Consider the following 19,835-nt stretch of genomic DNA (forward strand, 5'->3'; position numbering starts at 1 on the left):
GGGCAAATGGCGGGTTCATTTTTCGCGAGCGGCCGCATGGCGGCGCGGGCCTTTACGGCAATCATCGGCGGTTATGCCGCGGCGGCGGGCAGCGTGTCGCTTTTCGCACGGATCGCGCCGATCGATCGCGCGGAGGCGACGATCTGGGCGATGACCCTGTCGTTTCTGGTCTATGCCGGCTTCATCCTGTGGGCCTTTCACGAACCCCGCCTCGCGCGCGTTATGGCTGTAATCTGGGGTGTTGCATTGGGTGCGACGGGCTGGGTGTGGATGTTGGGACCCGCGCTATGAAAAAGCCCGCGAACGAGTTTCCCGGTGTTCGCCAGTCGATGGCGTGGATCCACGGCTGGCTCGGCCTGCTGGCGGGCTGGATATTGTTCGCCATGTTCCTGACCGGCACGGCAAGCTATTTCCGGCCCGAAATCACCCGGTGGATGCAGCCCGAGATCGACCTGCGTCCGGTCGCGCCCGCGACTGCGGCGGACACCGCGGTCGCGCACCTGCAAAAGGTCGCGCCGACCGCCGAGCAATGGTTCATCTCCCTGCCCGATACGCGTACGACCGCGACGCGTATCTTTGTCCGCGAACGCCCCAATCCCGATCCGAATGCAAAACCGCCGCCGCGGCCGCCCGAACTCCGGCTCGACCCGGCGACCGGCGAAGAATTGACGTCACGCGACACGCGCGGGGGCGAGCATTTCTACCGCTTCCACTTCCAGCTCCAGATTCCGCATCCGTGGGGACGCTGGCTTGCCGGGCTCTGTGCGATGGCGATGCTGGCGGCGATTATTTCGGGCGTCATCACGCACAAGCGCATCTTCGTCGATTTCTTCACGCTGCGCTGGAGCAAGGGTCAGCGCAGCTGGCTCGATGCGCATAATGTGTCCGCGGTGATCGCGCTGCCGTTCCACGCGATGATCACCTACACCGGCCTCATCACCCTGGTGGCCATGTATATGCCATGGCCGATCCAGGCCAGTTACAGGGATCCGGCAACCTTCGAAACCGCCGTCTTTGGCAACGACCTCGAGGCCGAGACTTCGGGACGCTTTGCGCCGCTGACGCCGATTGCGCCGCTCATCGCGGCGGCATCGAAGGACTGGGGCGGGCGGCCAGCCACGCTGGTGGTCCGCAATCCGAACGACGCGACCGCGACGATCACCCTGTACCAGAACGCAAAGGACAGGCTGAACGCGCGCGGCGGATCGATCGTCTTTTCGGGCGTCGACGGCCGGCGGCTATCCGCCTCGCCGCCTCCCGGCCCGGCGGCCGAGACGAGCGGGGTCATGCTCGGACTGCATATGGGAAGCTTCGCCGGCCCTGTCCTGCGCTGGACCTATTTCCTGCTCGGCCTCGCCGGCACGGCGATGGTCGGGACAGGGCTCATGCTGTGGACGGTGAAGCGCAAGCGCCCGAACGCCCTGCCCTTCTTCGGGCTCCGGCTAGCCGAGCGGTTGAACGTGGGCGCCATCGCCTGCCTTCCTGCCGGCATGGCCGCTTTCCTGCTCGCCAACCGCCTGCTTCCCACGGCGATGCCCGAACGCGCGGCGGCCGAGGTCAGCGTGATGTTCTGGACGTGGTTCGGACTTGCGGCGATCGCGTGCGTCCGCCCGATCCGCCGCGCGTGGACCGAGACGCTGGCGATTGCGGCGGCCGCATTCCTCGCTCTGCCGCTGGTCAATGCCCTCACCACCGACCGGGGCTTCCTCATCTCGCTCGCGCGCGGGGACATGCTCTTTGTAGCCTTCGACCTCGCGATGCTTGCGACGGGGGGCCTGCTCGGCTTTGCCGCCTGGCGCACAACAGTGACATCGTCGAACCCTGCGCGCCGCGGCAACCGGAAATCGGCCTCCGGCGCACCACAGCTCACGGGAGCGGCCGATGCAATTTGAACCGGCGCTTCTCTCCTACGCCGGTCTCGCATGCCTCGCGCTGACCAGCCACCGTATCCGCCGGGACGCCGGCCTGAGGCCGCTGCCGACGGTCGACGCCTTGCGGGTCCTCGCCATGGTCCTGCTCTCGCTCGCGGTGTGGCGAGCCGTGCACCACTTCGGCGCCTATCAGGGACCGGTCGCATTTATCGGCATGCTGGCGGCCGCCGGCTTGCCGCTTGTCCTGATACTATCGCGCGCGCCGCGCGCGGCCTTGCTCGCGGGGCTGGGCACAAGTGCAATCGCTTTTGCCACCCTGTCGCTCGAAATCATCGGATAGCGGACACTGGACGGCAGTTTCCCGCAAGTCCGTTCACCGTTGGCGGAACGGCCGCTTCGAAGCATCGAAGCGGCCGCCCGTCGAGCTGCATCCCGGGCAGCTAGGCGCGCTGCGAATCCAGCGCCTCATGCTCGGTTACGACCTGCTGCGCCTTGGCGTAGCTTTCGATGAGCAACTGGTAGGGCGGAAAGATCTTCGTATAAACTCCGGCCCATTTTTCCGCATCGTCGCGATGCCATGTCTTCTGGATTTCGGAAGCGACCGCAGCGGTGTCCATCGGCACGACCCCGGCCTGGACGACCCGGGCGAGCGTGATTTCCTGGGCCATCTTCGAATAGGTCCCCGATGCATCGACGACCGCAAACACCTTGTAGCCGTCGCGAACCGCGCTGATCGAGGGAAAGGCCATGCAGACGCTGGTGATCGTACCCGCGATGATCAGGGTGCCTCGCCCCGTCGCCTTTACCGCCGCGACAAAGTCGGGATTGTCCCACGCGTTGATTTCGCCCTTGCGCGCGACATATTGCGCGTGCGGGGCATTGGCATGAATTTCGGGGATCAGCGGGCCGTTCGGTCCCTGCGGCACCGACGCGGTCGTGATCACCGGAATATCTGCGAGCGTCGCAATCGAGGCGAGCGCCCCGGCGCGTGCGCGCAGTTCGGTCATCGGCATGTCGCCGACAGTCTGGAACAGGCCGCTCTGATGGTCGATCAGCAGCATCACCGCGTCATCGGGATCGATGACCGGACGGGCTCCGTTGAAATTGGCGGGGATGGACATTGGTCATTCTCCTTGAAGGGGGTCCGCCGGGCGATCTGCGCCGCACCGGCGGAGAGGCTCGGGCTCAGTCGGCCTTGTCGTACGAAAACTGGATCCCGGCGGTGCCGCCCGTCTCGATAAACAGGTTCATGAAGGCCGGAACGGTTTCGCTGCGTTTCCAGTCGCGCTGCAATTCGCAGAAGAGTTGCGGGACCGAGATCATCTTGCCGCCCGCCTGTTCGATGCGCCGCAGCGCGGCATCATGCGCGGCGAGCGACGTGCCGCCGACGGCATCGACCGGGACATAGACCTCATAGCCTTCGGCAAGCGCGTCGAGCGCGGGAAAGGTCAGGCATGCTTCGGTCCATAGCGCGGTCATGATCAGCTTCTTGCGCCCGGTCGCCTCGACCGCCTTGCGGAATTCGACATCTTCCCAGCTGTTGATCGTCGTGCGGTCATAGGTCGGATAATCGCCCAATATCTTGCGGACCTGCGGCACCGGCGGCTTGTTGAGGCCGGTTGCGACATTCACCGTCGAATGGACGATCGGCAGGTCGAAGGCGACAGCCGCACGGGCGCAGCCGGCGATATTGTTGAGCAGTAACTGCCGGTCCATCGAGGCGATCGAATTCACCTGTACCGGTTGATAGTCGATGATGATGAAAGCGGAATTCTGCGGGGTCAGCAGATGGTCGGTCTTCGGATCACGGATGGTTTCGCTTGTCATGGGTCTTCTCCTGCATTCGGGCGCGCCGGGGGATGGGCAGACAGCTGCCATCGCGGCGGGGCACGCGGGTCCGCCGTCAATCAATCGAGGGGAGAGTGAAGAACCCGGCCCGCCGCGGGTTGAGCGAAGCGAGCCGGGTCTGTTTCAGGCGGCGACGGGCGCGAGCCTGCCGTTGTTGAAATCGTCGATGGCCTGGCGGATCTCCGCCTCGCTGTTCATCACGAAGGGGCCATAGCCGACGATCGGTTCGTCGATCGGTTCGCCGGTCAGAACGAGAATCGTTGCTTCGCCGTCGGCGTGGATCTGAACCCACCCGCCCTCACGGCTCAGCAGCACCATCTCGGCCTCACCCGCTGCCTCGCCGCCGCCCACGGTGACATGTCCGGCAAGCACAACCAGCATAGCGGTGTGACCTTCGGGCAGATCGAGCGTCAGATCGGCATCGCGGTTCAGCCGCACGTCCCAGACGTTGATCGGGGTGAACGTCCGCGCCGGGCCCTTCACACCGAGCATCTCGCCCGCGATCACCCGGCCGCGTCCCGCACCGTCGGGCAGCTCGACCGCCGGGATGTCCGCCGCCGTGATACCCTGATAGCCGCCGGGTGCCATCTTGTCCTTCGCGGGCAGGTTGACCCACAGCTGGACCATGCGGAACGGGCCGCCCGTCTTGCCGAACGCCGGCGAATGATATTCCTCGTGCAATATCCCGCCTGCGGCGGTCATCCACTGGACGTCGCCGGGGCCGATGATGCCGCCATTGCCCGCCGAATCCTTGTGCTCGACCTCGCCGTCATAGACGATCGTCACCGTCTCGAACCCGCGGTGCGGATGCTGGCCGACGCCGCGCCGGTCGGTGGTCGGCGCGAAATTATACGGCCCCGCATAATCGAGCAGCAGGAAGGGGCTCACCTGACCGCCGAGGCTGTTGTAGGAAAAGAGCGAGCGGACCGGAAAGCCGTCGCCGACCCAATGCTGGTTGGGGTTGCTGTAGGTACCGAGGATCGTCTTCATCTTGCATCTCCTGCGCCTCCAGAGGGAAGCGTCTGTTGAAAAGCAGAATAATCCTTCATCAAAGCAGCCGAAAGATTGCGAAAATGGACTCAGAGTCCTATTGATAGGACAATGCAGGACCTCAACGACCTCTATCTTTTTGTCCAAGCGGTCGATCATGGCGGCTTCGCCGCTGCAGCCCGCGCGCTCGGTTTGCAGAAATCGAAGATCAGCCGCCGCGTCGGCCTGCTCGAGGATCGACTGGGGGTGCGGTTGATCCAGCGCTCGACACGGCGTTTCTCGGTTACGGAGATCGGCCAGGAATATTACCGCCGCTGCGTCGCCATGCTGATCGAGGCCGAAGGTGCCCAGACCATCATCGACCAGTCACGCGCCGAACCATGCGGCGTCGTGCGCCTCAGCTGCCCCACGGGGCTGCTTGCTTTCCAGTTCGGTGCGCTGTTCGGGCGCTTCATGGCGCTCTACCCGCAGGTCGAATTGCATGTCGAAAGCACCAACCGCCGCGTCGACGTGATCGGCGAAGGGTTCGACCTTGCAATCCGCGTCCGTCCGCCCCCGCTCTCCGAGAGCGAGCTTGTCATGCGCCGGTTCGACGAGCGGACGATCCGCATCATTGCCAGCCCGGAATTGCTCAACCAACGGGCCATCACCCTGCCCGCCGATCTCGCCAGCCTGCCCAGCCTCGACTTCGGGCCCGCGGGCGGCGAGCATCGCTGGCGCCTGACCCATGCCGGCGGCAGCACTGCCGAGGTGCGTCACGCGCCGCGACTGATTACCGACGATATGGCTGTCCTGCGCGACGCGGCGCTTGCCGGGGCCGGCGCTGCGCGGCTCCCGACCCTGGTCGTTTGGGACGATTTGCAAGCCGGGCGGCTGGTGACCCTGCTACCCGATTGGAGGCTTTCGAACGAAATCGTCCATGCGGTCTTTCCATCCCGGCGCGGGCTGCTCCCGTCGGTGCGGGCGCTGCTCGATTTCCTCGCGGACGAATGTGCCGCGCAACGACGGCGGGTGCCGGAATCGGGGCATGACTGATCGGCTCCGGCCGATACCGGAATCAGTTTGCGAACATCAGCCTTGCAGCGACGCCATCCATTACCGGCCCCGTTCCAGAACCACCCGCAGGGAATAGAGAGCCGACGCCAATGGTGTCGTCACGCTCCGCGCCTCCTGCAGCATTGCGGCGAGCAAACGCTCGTCGGCAGAGACCTCCGCCAGTCGCCCGATTTCAAAGGGCCGGTTCAGACTGTCCTCGATCAGACGCATCAGGCTGTCGAACGCCGGCGCCAGCATCGGCCAGCCTTTCGAATACATGAGCGCATAGAGCTTCGGCATCGCCGCCACGCCGGCATTGCGCGCGCGCCGCCAGCAGCGCGCCGCCTCGATCATCAGCGCTTCGCTGCTGGTCCGTTCCGGAGGCAAGTCGATGGCTATGTGGATCATGAAGCGAGGATGGCATAATTGCGAACTATTCGCAATAAGAGATATTCACATTATATCGACGGAGCCCGGGTTCACATTGCGGCGCTTCGCTTGCCTGTTTCCGGGCTGGCGCTCAGACCGGCCCCCCGGCCCATGGCTCGATCCGGACCATCGCCCGCTCATACAGGTCCGACGCCACCAGAACGGCCAGCCATTCGCGCACGCGGCGTGGCGCGCAGGCCGCGAACCAAGCTGCATCGACCCCCGCGAACTGCCGCACGAAGGGAAAGAGCGCGATATCGTTGAACCCCGGCGTTGCACCGCCAAGATAATCCGCGTCCGCGAGCCGCGTGTCGAGCTCTGCCAGAATCGCCAACCCTGCCGCGCGGTGCGCCAGCGGATCGGCGTCGTATCGTCCGGCATATTTGTAGCGGTCGAGATGATGCTTGAATGCGCCGTCGAACAGGGTGACCAGCTCCGCGTCGGCGCGCGCGCGCCAGTCCTCGGGATCGTTCTGCGCCAACGCCCAGTGCATGATATCGATGCTCTCGTCGATCACCGTCCCGTCTGCCAGCACAAGCACCGGCACCGTTCCCTTGGGCGACGCGGCCAGCATGGCGGCGGGTTTGTCGCGCAGCAGCACCTCGCGATGCGCATAGACGGCCCCGCTCACCAGCAACGCCATCCGCGCGCGCATTGCGTAGGGGCAGCGACGAAAGCTGTAGAGGATCGGAACATCGGGCATAGCGGCGCCATAGGCCGGCGAAGCATAGCGTGCCAGTCGGCATTGCCCGAGCGGGTTTCCCTAATCCTGCCAGACACGTCCTTTCAGAGAGACCGTGACCGGGGTGGAAAGCGCCTCCGCGCTTTCTCCCGATGCGAAGCGATAGTCGCCTTTCGCAATCGTCCAGCCGGCGCCGTTCCAGTCGGCAAGCAGGCGCGGGTCGATCGTCATCTCGATCGTCCTTTCGGCTCCCGCTGCCAGCTCGACGCGCTGGAAACCGACCAGTCGCTGTACCGCCTTGCCACCCTGCGAAACGAGATAAAGCTGCGCGACCGTCGCTCCTGCCCGATCGCCGGTATTGCGCACGGTCAGGCTTGCCTTTGCGCCGTCCGTCTTGAGGCCCTGCGCGGCGAAGCGCGTATAGGAAAGACCGTGACCGAAGGGGAACAGCGCCTTGATCCCCTGCCGCGCGTTCCAGCGATAGCCGACATCCGCACCTTCGTTCATGCGCACGGTGACATGCGTATGTTCGGGCGAGCCATAGCTGGGGATCGCCGGACGCGGCAGCGTGTCCGTCGTGGCCGGAAAGCTGACGGGCAGCCGGCCCGACGGATTGACCTTGCCGGTCAGCACATCGGCGATCGCCGCGGCGCCCTCCTGTCCCGGATACCAGGCCGCAACGACGGCCTTCACCTTGGCCAGCCAGGGCATGGCGACCGGATTGCCGGTTTCGAGGACCACGATGGTGTTGGGATTGGCCGCGACCGTGGCCTCGATGATCGCATCCTGATTGCCGGGAAGCGACAGATCCGGAGAATCGAAACCTTCGGCCTCATATTTGCTGACGAAGACGATCGCGACGTCGGAGCGTGCCGCCAGTGCCGCGGCGTCCTGCGGATAGAGTCCGGGATCGAAGCCGATATGCGCCTTGGGCAGCGCCTCCTTCAACGCCGCCAGCGGCGCGCCCGCGAACCAGCGCTCGACCCGCCAGACTCCGATCGATCCTTCGCCGCCGCCAACGGGCACCGATGCCGCCCACCCGCGCGGCGGCAGCCCCTGCGACGAACCGCCACCCGAAAGGACGCCGACATGCGCATTGCGGCCGATCACCGCGACCGAAGCGACATGGGCGGCGAGCGGCAAGGCGTTGCCGTCATTCTTGAGCAGTACGATACCTTGCTGTGCGACCTGCCGCGCGATCTGTGCGTGCGCGGCCATATCGACGGCCGGTGCGGGCGCCGCATCGACGAGGCCGCTTGCCTTCATCGAGCGCAGGATGCGCCGGACCATGTCGGACAGACGTTCGCGCGGCAGGCTGCCGTCGGCGAGCTTCGCCTTCAGCGGCGCGTCGAACCACACCTGCTTGTCGAGCTGCTCGCCCGCCTGCTGGTCGAGCCCCTTGATCGCGAAATCGGCTCCCGACACCGCGCCCCAGTCGGACATCACCCAGCCCTTGTAGCGCCAGTCACGTTTGAGCACCGTGTTGATCAGATGATCGTTGCCGCACGCCTTCTCGCCGTTGACAAGATTATAGGCGCACATGACCGACCCCGGCCGGCCGCGCTCGATCGCGATCTGAAACGCGAGCAGATCGCTTTCGCGATGCGCGGCGTCGTCGATCTCGGCATTCCACGTGTGACGATTGGTCTCGTTCGAGTTGAGCGAGAAATGCTTTACCGTCGACACGACGCCCGCCGATTGCGCGCCGCGGACCGCCTCGGCGCCCATGATCCCCGACAGGAGCGGGTCTTCCGATAGATATTCGAAGTTACGCCCGTTTCGCGGATCGCGGACAAGGTTGATGCCGCCGCCGAGCAGGACGTTGAACCCCTTCGCGCGCGCTTCGCTGGCGACCAGATGCGCGCCCGCAAAGGCGAGTTCGGGGTTGAAGGTCGCGCCGATCGCAAGTCCGGCGGGCAAGGCCGTCGCGGTGTCGCCCTTGCGAACGCCGAAGGGGTTGGTCACGCCCAGACTGGCGTCAGTGGCACGTTGCGACGGGATGCCGAGCCGCGGCACGCCGGCGACATAGCCGGCTCCCGGGATCACATCCTTGGGCCATTTCGCCTGCAGTTCGGGATTGGCGTAGGGGCCGAGCGGAATCGGCATGAAGCCGTGGAGTATCGAGAAGCGCTCGTCATCGGTCATTTGCGCTTCGGTTTTTGCCGCCCAGTCGTCGGCGGCCGCTTCGACACGCGTAGCCGCGGCTCTGCCGTGAGCCGAAGCCGTCATCGTCATAGCTCCCAAAAACATCGCCAGCGCTGTCGTCGCATATAGGCCTCGCATCATCCCGCTCCCCTGTTTCTTGATTTGTCTTTGCCGGTCAGCGACCGGCTAATCCACCGGACGGCGGTCGAACATGTCCGAATAGCGGCACGTCAGCGCCGACGGCTGCGCCAGTTCCCCGGTGCCGTATCGGGCCCACTGATCGTCCCACAGCGCCTTCAATTCCTTGACCTTCGCTGGATATCTGGCGGCGAGATCGGTGCTTTCGGCAAAATCGCTTTCGAGATCGAACAGCTCCCAGCGATCATCGGCATAGGGCTGATCGCAATCGTGGATCGCGACCGCGCGCCAGCGCCCGCTGGTGATCGCGCGGTTTCCGCGCAGTTCGAAATACTGGATCTGCCGGCCAGGCGCCTTGCGGCTTCGGACCGACGGAAGGAAAGAGCGCCCCGCGACCGGGATTTGCGTCACCCCGTCGACGACCGGATCGAACCGTGCGTCAGCCGCCTCGAGCAGGGTCGGCGCAATGTCGACGACGTCGACAAATTGCCGCCTTATGGCGCCCGGGTCGGTCACATGACGCGGCCAGTGAAAGATCATCGGCGTGCGGGTGCCGCCCGAATAAGGCCAGAGCTTGTATCGCCGCAGCGGCGTATCGCCGACCATCGCCCACGGCCGCGGATATTCGGCCTGCGTCCTGGCCGTCCCCAGTTCGTCGATCCGCGCGCGCTGCTCCGCAATCGGGATATTGTTCGCGCGATAGAGGCCATCGAAAAAGCCCGCCTGCCCCGCCTCGGAAGCCGCACCATTGTCCGAGATCAGGACGACGATGGTGTTGTCGAACAGCGCCTTTTCCCGCAGCGCGTCGAGCAATCGGCCGATCTGTTCGTCGCAATGTTCGATGAAGCCCGCGTACACCGCCATATAGCGGGCGAAGACGGCCTTTTCGTCGTCGGACAAATCATCCCACGCCCGGTCGCGCGCCTCGCGCGGTGGCATCCGGGTGTTCGCGGGGATCAGGCCCATCCGTTTCATGCGGGTAAAGCGTTCCTCGCGGATCGCGTCCCAACCCTTTTCATAAATGGCATCGTAGGGCGCCGAATATTTGCGCGCGACCTGGATCGGCGAATGCGCCGTGCCAAAGCCGAGGTTCATGAAAAAGGGCTTGTCGCCCTTCGCCGCCACATGATCGCCGATCAGGCCGATCGCCTTGTCGGCCAGGTCCGCCGAAAGATGATAATCCGCTGGAAACTCGCGCTTGAGATAGAGATTATTCTCGACCAGTTCGGGGCGATATTGATCGGTCCAGCCCCGCGGAAAACCATAGAAATAGTCGAAGCCGCGCTGGAGCGGCCAGTTGTCGCGGCCGGCGTTCGGGCCCAGTTCGTCCATCGGGATCATATGCCATTTGCCGACCGCCCAGGTGGCATATCCCTGTTTTTGCAGCACCTGCGCCATGGTCTGGGCGTTGCCGGGCAGGCGGAACAGGCGCGCCATAGCGGGGTCTTTTCCCAGCACGGCCGCGACATCGGGCACGTCGGGCATGTTGATCGTGTGGCTGTTACGCCCCGTCAGCATCGACGCGCGCGTCGAGGCGCAAACCGACTTGGTATCGAAATGCACATAGCGCAGCCCGGCGGTCGCGAGACTATCCATCGCCGGCGTGCGGATCTCGGCGCCGAAGCAACCGAGATCCGAATAACCCACATCGTCGAGGACGATGGTGATGATATTGGGCCGCGGCCCGCCGCGCCCCACCGACCGGGCTCCCGCGGCGCTGTAGAGCGTCGTGGTGGCGAGAAGCGTGGCGACGAAGCCGCGACGGGAAATCTGCATGGATCAGGCGCTCCATATGGCCGCGGGGGTCACCAATTCACTGGCGTCCCCGCTGCGATAACAACTCAGAAGCGGACCGCGCCTTCGACCCCGAAGGTGCGGAAGGCGTCGGGGGTCAGAAGCTGGGTGTAGCCCGCGCCCGTCGCCGATGTGTCGAGCAGGCCGGTGCCGATGAAGCTGGCGAAATGCTTGTTCGTCAGATTCTTGCCAAACACCGAAACGCGATAGCGCCCATCCTGCGTTTCGAGCGAAACGCGTCCATTGAGCAGGCCATAGCCCGGCTGGACGGTCTTCGGATCGCGGTAGCTGAAGAACACCTGCGAGCGATATGTATATGCCAGATTGGCACTGCCACGCAGGTTGTTGCCGATGTCGGCGCCATAGTTGGCGTTGATCGAATAAGCCCATTTCGGCGCATTGGTCAGCGCCTCGCCGGTCACATCCTGCCGGTTGCCGGTCAGGCAGCCCTGCGCCGCCGTCTGCCCCGCAAAGCAGCTGAGGACCAGTCCGCGCACCTCGGTATCGGTATAGGCCAGATTGCCGGTCAGGGTCAGGCCATCGACGGGCCGCAGGATCGCTTCGACCTCGGCGCCTTGCGTGATCAGCTTGCCCGCATTGGTCAGCTGGAACGAGGTGAGCACCGCGCTGTAGGTCTGCGCCTGGAAATCGGTGAAGGTTTCGTAGAAGCCGGTGACGTTGAGCGTCAGCATCCGGTCGAAGAGGGTCGTGCGGACACCCGCTTCCCAGTTTTGCGCGATTTCGGGCTTGAGCACCGCGAGCCCCGAATTGACCGTCGGCGCGGTCAGATTGTTCAACAGGTTGAGCGCCGGCCCCTTATATCCGCGGGTGTAGGTGAAATAGGCCATGACGTCGGGCGAGAATTGATATTGCGCGCCGAGCTTGTAGCTGAAATCGGTGTCGGTGGCCTTCAGCGTCGGCGAGACATAGGCCGGTCCGCCAAGGCTCGGCATCGCCGCAAGGGCACCCGGCAAGATCGTCCGGTTGAAATGCGCCACGGACTGGTCCGACGTCAGGCGGAAACCGCCGATCAGCGACAGCTGCTCGGTGGGGTGCAGGGTCAACTGGCCGAACGCGGCGACATTCTTGGTCGTGATGTCGCGGTCGACCTGGTTGCCCAGATATTGGCCCGCAGGCAGGTTGGTGACCAGATTGCCCTTGACCTGTGTGCGGCTGACGACGTCCTGCCAGAAATAGAACAGGCCGACGACATATTCGACCGGCTCGCCCGCCGGCGAGGTCAGGCGCAATTCCTGCGTGAACTGCTGCTGCTTCTGACGGGCGTTGTTGACGCTGGCGACGGGCAACGACACGCCATCAGCGTCATTATTGTCGAATACCCGGAATTCACGGTAGGCCGAGATCGATGTAATCGTCTGCCCGCCGAGTTCGGTGTTGACCTCGACCGATGCGCCGCCGGTCTTCTGCCGGTTGAACGACAGTCCGTCGATCGTCACTTCGCGGTTCAGCGGCCCGAGTTGCTGCGCCGACAGAAGCGCCGCGCGCGTCTGGCCATTGTAGTAAGTCGTTGTCGGCAGCACCGACCGCACGGTCGAGACGCAGCAGTCGCGGTTGCTCTCGCCATAGTCGCCGATCACATAGATTGAGGTGACATCGCTCGGCTCGAACAGGAATTTTCCGCGTACGCCCCAACTGTCGGTATTGTTGAGCTTCTTGCCGTTGAAAGTGTTGGTGATGATGCCGTCGGCGGTCGACCGGAACCCCGACAGACGAAGCGCCGCGCGCCCCTCGTCGAGCACGAGCGACCCCGTGCCTTTCAGCCGGACATCGTTGAAAGTGCCATAGCTCGCCGACGCTTCGAGGCTCGAATCATACAGGCTCGGTTTTTCGGTGACGACGTTCAGCGCACCCGCCGACGAATTCTTGCCGAACAGCGTTCCCTGCGGACCGCGGAGCACTTCGATACGCTGGATATCGTTGAAGTCGAAAAAGGACGCCGCCGAACGGCCGATGACGACCCCGTCGATCACAGTCGATACCGACGGCTCGACACCATCCGAGAAATTGAGCGTGCCGATGCCGCGGATCGAAAGCCCCTGCCCGCGTGTGTTGGCGCTGTTGGTGAAGCCGATCGACGGCGAGACCTGCGCCAATTGCTCCAGCCCGTTGACCCGGTTGTCCGACAGCGCGGACGCCGAGAGCACCGAGATCGAAACCGGCACCTTCTGCAAATTCTGTTCGCGCTTCTGCGCCGTCACGATGATTTCGTCGCCCCCGGCGTCGTCAGCGGAAACGGCCACCTCGTCCTGTGCCTGAACGACGGCCGGCACCGACATCGCGATGGCAGCGGTACACAGGCAAAGCGCTTTGCGACGATAATTCATTCTGATCCTCCCCCGGATGTTTCGACGATCGTCTCGCGCATCGGCACTGGAATTCGAACCCTGGTTGCGATTCGAGACAACGTTGTCCCGATTACTTAACGAAGCGCAGGGCAGGCGTCAATATTGGGTCAGGGCAAGAATGTTCGGGGCGGGTCCGCCTAGAGGCCGGGCACCGGAGCAAGCGACTGCCGCATCGTCAATTCATAGGGAACGGTGATCAGCTGAGGCCAGTCCCCGCCCACCTGTCCGCCTTGCGCGATGAGTTTCTGGCCGGCGATGCGGGCGATCTCGATCGTCGGCTGGCTGACGGTGGTGATGCGCGGCCACGTATGTTCTGCGATCGCGAGCCCGCCGAAACCCACGAGCGACAGCTGGCCAGGCACATCGATGCCGGCGTCGATCGCCGCGGCCAGAACGCCCGCCGCCATTTCGTCATTCGCAGCGAAAATGGCGGTGGGACGATCGTCGAGCGCGAGGAGCTCCCGCCCCTTTTCCAGTCCCGACGTAAACAAGAAATTGCCCTGACGCACTTCGACATGCACGTCGGGCACCTTCGACACGGCGTCGAGCAAGCCGGTCTTGCGGTCGCGCTGCGCGGCATGTTCGGATGGCCCGTCGATAAACCCGATCCGGCGGTGACCATGAGCAAGGATCGCTTCGCCCACCTCGCGCGCGGCGCTCCGGTTGTCGATGACCAGACAGAGCGCCCGATCGAGGTCCAGCCCCGGGTTGATCCGGGCGAAGGGCATGCCCCGGCTTTCGAGGAGGTCGAGAACCCACGGGGTATCGCACAAGGACGGAACGAGGATGACGCCGTCGAGCCGGACGAGGTCGAGGAACCGCTCCATCGCCGCCGGTCCGTCCACATCGTCCGGCGCGACACTTTCGATCACCAGATGATATTCGGCCGGATGGCATGCCTGCAACAGCCCCAGAATGACGTCCGAAGCGTAGCTTGGCAGGCGCCGGTCGGGTTCGGGCGAGCTGACGAACCGGGCGCGCGATCCAATGATCAGACCCAGCGAATGGGCCTTTCCTCCACGCAACAGGCGCGCCGCTCGGTTGGGTTTATAGTCGAGTTCGCGCATCGCCTCTTCGACCTTGTGCCGAAGCGCCTCCGCCACCGTTGGCGCTCCATTCAGCACCCGCGAAACGGTCTTGAACGATACGCCCGCGCGCTTGGCGATGTCGATGATCGTGACAGACCGCTTCAAAAACCCTCCCGTTGTCGTGCCCGTTAGGCTACCGGCGATCACGATAGACGGCAGCGGATGCAAATCAAATGGAAGAGATAGAGCAGGTGACCGAGACGATCGCTCCCGCCGACGTGCCGCGCGACATGCGCTTCGTTCCGGGCGGCGACTTCACCATGGGATCGAAGCATTTCTACCCTGAGGAGGCGCCGCTCCGTGCCGTTCGGGTCGATCCCTTCTGGATCGACGCCACCCCCGTCACCAATCGCGAGTTCGCACGCTTCGTCGAAGCGACCGGCTATGTCACTGTCGCGGAGATTGCGCCCGATCCGAAACACTACCCCGGAATGCTGCCCGGCATGGATCGCCCCGGATCGCTCGTTTTTCAAAAAGCAGCTGGACCCGTTGATCTTGGCAACCCCGGCAATTGGTGGCGCTTCGAATTCGGCGCCGACTGGCGCCACCCCGCCGGCCCGCAAAGCGCGATAGAGGGGCTCGAAGATCATCCGGTCGTCCACATCGCCTATGCCGATGCCGAAGCCTATGCCGATTGGGCCGGCAAGGCGCTCCCCACCGAAGCGGAATGGGAATATGCCGCGCGCGGCGGCCTCGACGGTGCCAACTATGCGTGGGGCAACGAGCTCGCGCCGGACGGTGCGATGCTCGCCAACTATTGGCAGGGTCTTTTCCCTTTCGCCAATCAGTGCCTCGATGGCTGGGAGGGAACCTCGCCGGTCGGCAGTTTTCCCGCCAACGGGTTCGACCTGTACGATATGATCGGCAATGTCTGGGAGTGGACGCAGGACTGGTGGTCCGAACCCTCCACCGCTGCGGCAAAGGGCAAGAAATCCTGCTGCATGATCGACAATCCGCGTGGCGGGCCCCTGGGGCGTAGCTATGATCCCGAGCAGCCCGACATTCGTATCGGCCGCAAGGTTTTGAAGGGCGGATCCCATTTATGCGCCGCCAATTATTGCGAGCGCTACCGCCCCGCCGCCCGGCATCCGGAAACGGTGGACAGTTCGACAAGCCACATCGGATTTCGATGTGTGAAGCGGGTCGACGCATGACCGGGAGAAACGGGCATCCGCGCTGGCCGCTCGTTTCCGGAATTGGCAGCGAGCGGCCATTTCATCATCATCCCTTCGATCATCTGGCCCGGAACGCCGAACCCACATAGGTCCGGACCGGATTTCCGCGTTCCAGTTGCCGGCTACGGTCCCATTCTTCCTTACGCGCATTCCGCGCCCCGCCCTCCCGACGTTCGATCAGCATCAGGGCAAGCTTGATCCGAGCGAGTTTGCGATTGGCATGCTGCGATCGCTGATCCTGCGCGGTCGTGACGAGCCCGGTTGGCAGATGGGTCGCCCGGACCGCGCTGTCGGTTTTGTTGACATGCTGCCCGCCGGGTCCCGACGCGCGCATCGCCTGATAAACGACATCATCCTCCCGCAGCTCGGCGACCTCGTCGACCGGGGGGACCAACGCCGCGCCGACGAACCAGTTGCGCCGTTTGTGATTGGGACGGAAAGGGCTGGTGCCCACCCACAGGATCGTCCCCTCCCGCTGCCTGGCAAACCGATCGGCATCCGCGCCCGTAATACGCAGCAGCAGCGAGGCAGGATGGCCCGCGGGTGGTTCGAGCAACTCGCAGCCAAGTCCCGCGCTTGCCGCTTCTTTTGAAAAGATATGCGCCAGCTGGCCGACGACCCAGCGACACTCCTCCGGCCCCTGACCGGAGGACAGATGCATGATGATTTCGGTCATGTGCGCCTCGTCTTGTAGCTGAGTAGCGGGCGCAGGCTGGCGACGACGCGGATCAGCCCCGCCTCCTCCAGATCGCGAATGACCCCGCCAATATCCTTGTAGGCCTCGGGCGCTTCCTCGAAGATCAGCCGACGATCCTCGCAGATCACGCGCCCGCCAAGCGCCGTCCGTTCCAGCTCGGCCGGCCGAAATCGCTTCGAGAGCCGGGCATGGGCGTCGTTGCGGCTCCACTTGCGACCCGCGCCATGGGCGAGCGAATACAGCGCCTCGTCGCCCCGATCGAGAACCGGTTCCACCAGATAGCTGAAATCGCCGCGCGACCCCGGAATCACTACCAGCCCCTTGTCGGCGGGCGCGGCACCCTTCCGGTGGAGCCAGCCGCCTTCATGCACCGTTACGCTGTTATGGCATATGTCGAGCCGGCGCTCCGCAGTCACCCCGAGCTTTTCGCAGAAGCGCCGGGCAATGACCTCGCGGTTGAGGATTGCCCATGCCATCGCACGATCATGCGCCGCCAGATAGGCCTCTCCCGCCTCGCTCACTGCCTCGGCCGCGTTGCCGCCATCGCGCCGCATCCATGCGTCGAGGATAGCTTGGCCCAACCCGCGCGAGCCGCTATGGACCATGAGCCAGAGCGCGTCGGCGCGAAAGCCGAGCGCTTCGAACCGTTCCGTATCGACGATCCGTTCGATGCGCTGGAACTCGGCAAAATGATTGCCGCCGCCGATCGTGCCAAGCGCGGCGCCACCCGGCTCGGGCACCAGACCTGCTCCGGACAGCGCAGCGTCCACATCGCCGTCCCACGGCTCGTCCAGCCCCCGAAGCTTCCGTTCGGCCGCGTCGAGCTTGAACTTGCGGACCGCCACTCCGGTTTCCCACAGCGCCATTCCGCAGCCGATATCGCTTCCCACCAGATGCGGGAAAATCATATCGGGCGACCAGAAGGCCGCACCGACAGCGATCCCGCGCCCGGCATGAAGGTCGGGCAAGCCGACGACCCGGGCAATGCCCTTCAGCCGTGCCGTCTGCGCCAGCTGATCGAGCGCGAGCGGGTCCATCCGGCCGACGTCGGACGCAATGATCCTGATCGATGCACCGGTCATGCGGCACCCCCCTTCCCGTGGCAGCCAGCGGCGATTTCTCCCGGTAGTTCTGACCAATCCTTGAGCATTCCGTCGCGCGGATCGACAAAGAACTCGCGGCACCGGGACCAGCGACGAGGCTGGCCGAGCACATCGCCCTCGAACATCCATTCGCCCTGACGGCCGCTGGAAATCCGGGTCGCGACAATGTCCTCGAGATGCGCCCTGACATGCATCTTCACCGTGCTGCCGGTATCGAGCTGCGCACAGATTTCACTGAACACATCGTCCCACCGGCACCCGCGCCGGCTCCGCAGGAAACGGACGAGCGGCGCCAGATTTTCGTTCAGCATCTTGGTATAGCGGGCCTCGCATTTTGCGTGCCGCTTCAGGCCGATAAATTTGCGGTCCGGATTGCGGCTCCTTTTCAGCTTAACGTGCGGGGCATGGCCTGCGCCCACCCGCGGCCGCTCGACGATGATTTTGAACATGTCAGACCGCATGGCCCACCTCCCCCTTGCTGAAGAAAGGCGGAAAGCAGACGGTCGGAAAATGGATTGTGAAATGATCGGCGGTACCCGGACCGCGCGACCGGATCAGGCGAGCAGGCTCGCCCGAAAGGAAATTGCCCATGCAATTTGTCCCTGAATAGCCTGGAATTCGAAAAATGCTGCGTTGCGGACGGATGCTGCTCGCATGATTTTCTCCTTTCCAGTTTCAGAAACACGCCGGGATCGACGGCCGGCCCATTACGCCATATCGGCAAGAAGTTCAACATCGACGGCGCGGGCGACTGCTTCCGTTTGTCCCGCTCCTCCGGCTGGCGGCGGGAAAGGGCATCTACCGCGTGGTGACGGCGCCCCAGTCGAGATCGAAACGGGCAAGATATTTCCGCAATCGATCCGCATCGTTGGTCGATCGGCGCTCTGCTCGCGAGGCCGAGAAAAGCACGCGCCCTGCGGCCGAAAGGCTACTGTTCTGACGGCAGACGTCGATGACATAAGCGAGCTGAACCCGGTCGAAGGGATCGACCCGCGTGAGTTGATCCACGGACAGAAGATCGTCGAGCGCATCGCCCCGTGCGTCGCCGCCCGACCACAGCGAGCATAGCCTGCCCGTCTCGAATGCGACTGCATCGGAATCGATACGTCCCGTCGGACTGAGCGTCGCCATGCGGGTGACGCTGGCGGCAAGGTCGCGGAAGTTGCCGCTCCACAGCGCCGCCGGACTTTCGGCGAAGCCCAGATATTTCTCGCGCGCTTCCTTGTTGAAGGTGACCCGCGCGCCCTCGCGTTCGGCAAAACGCTCTAGCTCATAATCGAGATTGGGAGCGATATCTTCGCGGCGCGCGGCGAGCCCCGGCAGGCTGAAGGTCCAAAGGTTGAGGCGCGCGAACAAATCTTCGCGGAAGCGACCCGCGGCAACCTCGCGGACGAGGTCGCGGTTCGTTCCAGCGATCAGCTGGAACTCGCTTTTCGCTTCGCTGTCGGCACCGACGGGAAGGAAGCGCCCCTCCTCGATCGCGCGCAGGATCATCGCCTGTTCGTCGAGGCCCAGTTCGCCGATCTCGTCGAGAAAGAGCAAACCCTTGTCGGCCGACTTGAGCAGGCCGGGGCGATCCTGCGCTGCGCCGGTGAAGGCTCCCTTGCGATGCCCGAACAGCGCCGACATCGCGCTGTCGCCCTTCAGCGTCGCACAATTGACCTCGACGAAGGGGCCTGCGATCTGGTGACGCAGCTTCTTCAGCTCGTATATTTTGCGCGCCAGCTGGCTTTTGCCCGCCCCAGTCGGCCCCATCAGCAGGATCGGCGCGCGGCTGCGCACCGCGACCTGCTCGATCTCCTCGATCATCCGGTTGAAGGCAGCGTTGCGCGTCTCGATGCCGCTTTTGAGGAAGCTCGCGCTCTCGGCGCTCGCTTCGGCAAAGCGCGTCGCGATGCTGTCGTAGCGCGAGAGATCGAGGTCGATGGCCGCCCACGTCCCGATCGGCTGCGGCGCCCCGCGCTGCGGCTGCGTCTGCAGCAGGCGTCCCGGGAGATAACGCGCTTCGGTCAGCAGGAAGAGGCAGATCTGCGCGACATGGGTGCCGGTGGTGATGTGGACCAGATAATCCTGGTTGTCGGGATCGAAAGGAAAGGCGCGCGCGAAGTCGAGCAGCTTTCCATAGACTTCCTCGAAATCCCAAGCGTCGTCGAAATCGAGGAGCGTTTGCACCACTTCGGTTTCGGGCGCCACGTCGCGAATGTCGTCGGCGACATATTCGGCGAGACGGCGGTGGTAACTGCCATGCAGCAGGATGAAGCGGTCGACACGCAAATCTTCCTGCATGCAGATGCTGACCGTTGGCCGCCACTTGTTCCAGCGCGACGGGCCGAATTTGGCGGCATCGAGAGTCGAGCCGAGGAATCCGATGACGGTGATGGGCTTCATCGTCCTATTTATATGACAGGATAAACTACGATACAAGATAATCGCCTTTGTCTCATCGGCTCGATGCTGCAGCCAATAGCAGAAGA

Annotated in this window: 19 protein-coding genes; 5 read left to right on the top strand and 14 right to left on the bottom strand. The window is 64.2% G+C overall.

Features of this window, described 5'->3' with window-relative positions; all coding sequences use genetic code 11:
• The first annotated feature begins 6 nt into the window (after positions 1–6).
• Genes AC07NV_RS11420 through AC07NV_RS11430 form a run of 3 tightly spaced genes read left to right on the top strand, consistent with a single transcriptional unit; the run spans position 7 to position 2,211 of the window.
• On the top strand, positions 7–291 hold the full coding sequence (locus tag AC07NV_RS11420; RefSeq protein ID WP_495166465.1) for an iron transporter: 285 nt from the start codon (positions 7–9) through the stop codon (positions 289–291).
• A complete protein-coding gene (locus AC07NV_RS11425) occupies positions 288–1,892 on the top strand; it encodes a PepSY-associated TM helix domain-containing protein (protein WP_495166466.1) in 1,605 nt (534 codons plus the stop codon). Before AC07NV_RS11420 ends, AC07NV_RS11425 begins: the two co-directional genes overlap by 4 nt.
• Positions 1,882–2,211 (top strand): DUF3325 domain-containing protein, encoded by a 330-nt coding sequence (locus tag AC07NV_RS11430; RefSeq protein WP_495166467.1) that lies wholly within the window; start codon positions 1,882–1,884, stop codon positions 2,209–2,211. The genes AC07NV_RS11425 and AC07NV_RS11430 overlap by 11 nt, the downstream gene beginning before the upstream one ends.
• 100 nt (positions 2,212–2,311) lie before the next feature.
• On the opposite strand, the gene AC07NV_RS11435 is transcribed toward AC07NV_RS11430, so the two are convergent.
• The 3 genes from AC07NV_RS11435 to AC07NV_RS11445 all read right to left on the bottom strand — a co-directional run bounded on the left by AC07NV_RS11435 (position 2,312) and on the right by AC07NV_RS11445 (position 4,709).
• Positions 2,312–2,992, bottom strand: a complete 681-nt coding sequence (locus AC07NV_RS11435; RefSeq protein ID WP_495166468.1) for an isochorismatase family protein — start codon at positions 2,990–2,992, stop codon at positions 2,312–2,314.
• A 64-nt stretch (positions 2,993–3,056) separates the two neighbouring features.
• Positions 3,057–3,698: a hydrolase gene (locus AC07NV_RS11440; protein ID WP_495166469.1), complete on the bottom strand. Its 642-nt coding sequence runs from the start codon at positions 3,696–3,698 to the stop codon at positions 3,057–3,059.
• Between the two features lie 144 nt (positions 3,699–3,842).
• Entirely contained in the window at positions 3,843–4,709 is an 867-nt protein-coding gene (locus AC07NV_RS11445) for a pirin family protein (protein ID WP_495166470.1), read from the bottom strand.
• 111 nt (positions 4,710–4,820) lie between these two features.
• On the opposite strand from AC07NV_RS11445, the gene AC07NV_RS11450 reads away from it, so the two are divergent.
• Positions 4,821–5,744, top strand: coding sequence for a LysR substrate-binding domain-containing protein (locus AC07NV_RS11450; protein WP_495166471.1), 924 nt, complete (start codon positions 4,821–4,823; stop codon positions 5,742–5,744).
• A gap of 60 nt (positions 5,745–5,804) precedes the next feature.
• Here AC07NV_RS11450 and AC07NV_RS11455 read toward each other — a convergent pair whose 3' ends face one another.
• The 6 genes from AC07NV_RS11455 to AC07NV_RS11480 all read right to left on the bottom strand — a co-directional run bounded on the left by AC07NV_RS11455 (position 5,805) and on the right by AC07NV_RS11480 (position 14,491).
• A complete protein-coding gene (locus tag AC07NV_RS11455; protein WP_495166472.1) occupies positions 5,805–6,152 on the bottom strand; it encodes a hypothetical protein in 348 nt (115 codons plus the stop codon).
• Between the two features lie 112 nt (positions 6,153–6,264).
• Entirely contained in the window at positions 6,265–6,876 is a 612-nt protein-coding gene (locus tag AC07NV_RS11460; protein WP_495166473.1) for a glutathione S-transferase, read from the bottom strand.
• A gap of 60 nt (positions 6,877–6,936) precedes the next feature.
• Positions 6,937–9,084, bottom strand: coding sequence for a beta-glucosidase family protein (locus AC07NV_RS11465; RefSeq protein WP_495166474.1), 2,148 nt, complete (start codon positions 9,082–9,084; stop codon positions 6,937–6,939).
• Between the two features lie 102 nt (positions 9,085–9,186).
• Positions 9,187–10,914, bottom strand: coding sequence for an arylsulfatase (locus AC07NV_RS11470; protein WP_495166475.1), 1,728 nt, complete (start codon positions 10,912–10,914; stop codon positions 9,187–9,189).
• 65 nt (positions 10,915–10,979) lie between these two features.
• Positions 10,980–13,277, bottom strand: a complete 2,298-nt coding sequence (locus AC07NV_RS11475) for a TonB-dependent receptor (protein ID WP_495166476.1) — start codon at positions 13,275–13,277, stop codon at positions 10,980–10,982.
• A gap of 158 nt (positions 13,278–13,435) precedes the next feature.
• Positions 13,436–14,491, bottom strand: a complete 1,056-nt coding sequence (locus tag AC07NV_RS11480; RefSeq protein WP_495166477.1) for a LacI family DNA-binding transcriptional regulator — start codon at positions 14,489–14,491, stop codon at positions 13,436–13,438.
• Positions 14,492–14,616: 125 nt separating this feature from the next.
• On the opposite strand from AC07NV_RS11480, the gene AC07NV_RS11485 reads away from it, so the two are divergent.
• Positions 14,617–15,540: a formylglycine-generating enzyme family protein gene (locus tag AC07NV_RS11485; protein ID WP_495166710.1), complete on the top strand. Its 924-nt coding sequence runs from the start codon at positions 14,617–14,619 to the stop codon at positions 15,538–15,540.
• Positions 15,541–15,619: 79 nt separating this feature from the next.
• Here AC07NV_RS11485 and prfH read toward each other — a convergent pair whose 3' ends face one another.
• The 5 genes from prfH to rtcR form a co-directional block, all read right to left on the bottom strand.
• Positions 15,620–16,237 (bottom strand): peptide chain release factor H, encoded by a 618-nt coding sequence (gene prfH / locus AC07NV_RS11490; protein ID WP_495166478.1) that lies wholly within the window; start codon positions 16,235–16,237, stop codon positions 15,620–15,622.
• On the bottom strand, positions 16,234–17,340 hold the full coding sequence (locus tag AC07NV_RS11495; protein WP_495166479.1) for an RNA ligase RtcB family protein: 1,107 nt from the start codon (positions 17,338–17,340) through the stop codon (positions 16,234–16,236). Before AC07NV_RS11495 ends, prfH begins: the two co-directional genes overlap by 4 nt.
• Positions 17,337–17,822 (bottom strand): hypothetical protein, encoded by a 486-nt coding sequence (locus AC07NV_RS11500; RefSeq protein WP_495166480.1) that lies wholly within the window; start codon positions 17,820–17,822, stop codon positions 17,337–17,339. Before AC07NV_RS11500 ends, AC07NV_RS11495 begins: the two co-directional genes overlap by 4 nt.
• On the bottom strand, positions 17,812–17,952 hold the full coding sequence (locus AC07NV_RS11505) for a hypothetical protein (protein WP_495166481.1): 141 nt from the start codon (positions 17,950–17,952) through the stop codon (positions 17,812–17,814). Before AC07NV_RS11505 ends, AC07NV_RS11500 begins: the two co-directional genes overlap by 11 nt.
• A gap of 207 nt (positions 17,953–18,159) precedes the next feature.
• Complete coding sequence (rtcR, locus tag AC07NV_RS11510; RefSeq protein WP_495166482.1) at positions 18,160–19,749, bottom strand: RNA repair transcriptional activator RtcR; 1,590 nt, start codon at positions 19,747–19,749, stop codon at positions 18,160–18,162.
• Positions 19,750–19,835 lie beyond the last annotated feature (86 nt).

It is taken from the genome of Sphingopyxis sp. GW821-FHT10B01 (genome assembly GCF_059415685.1).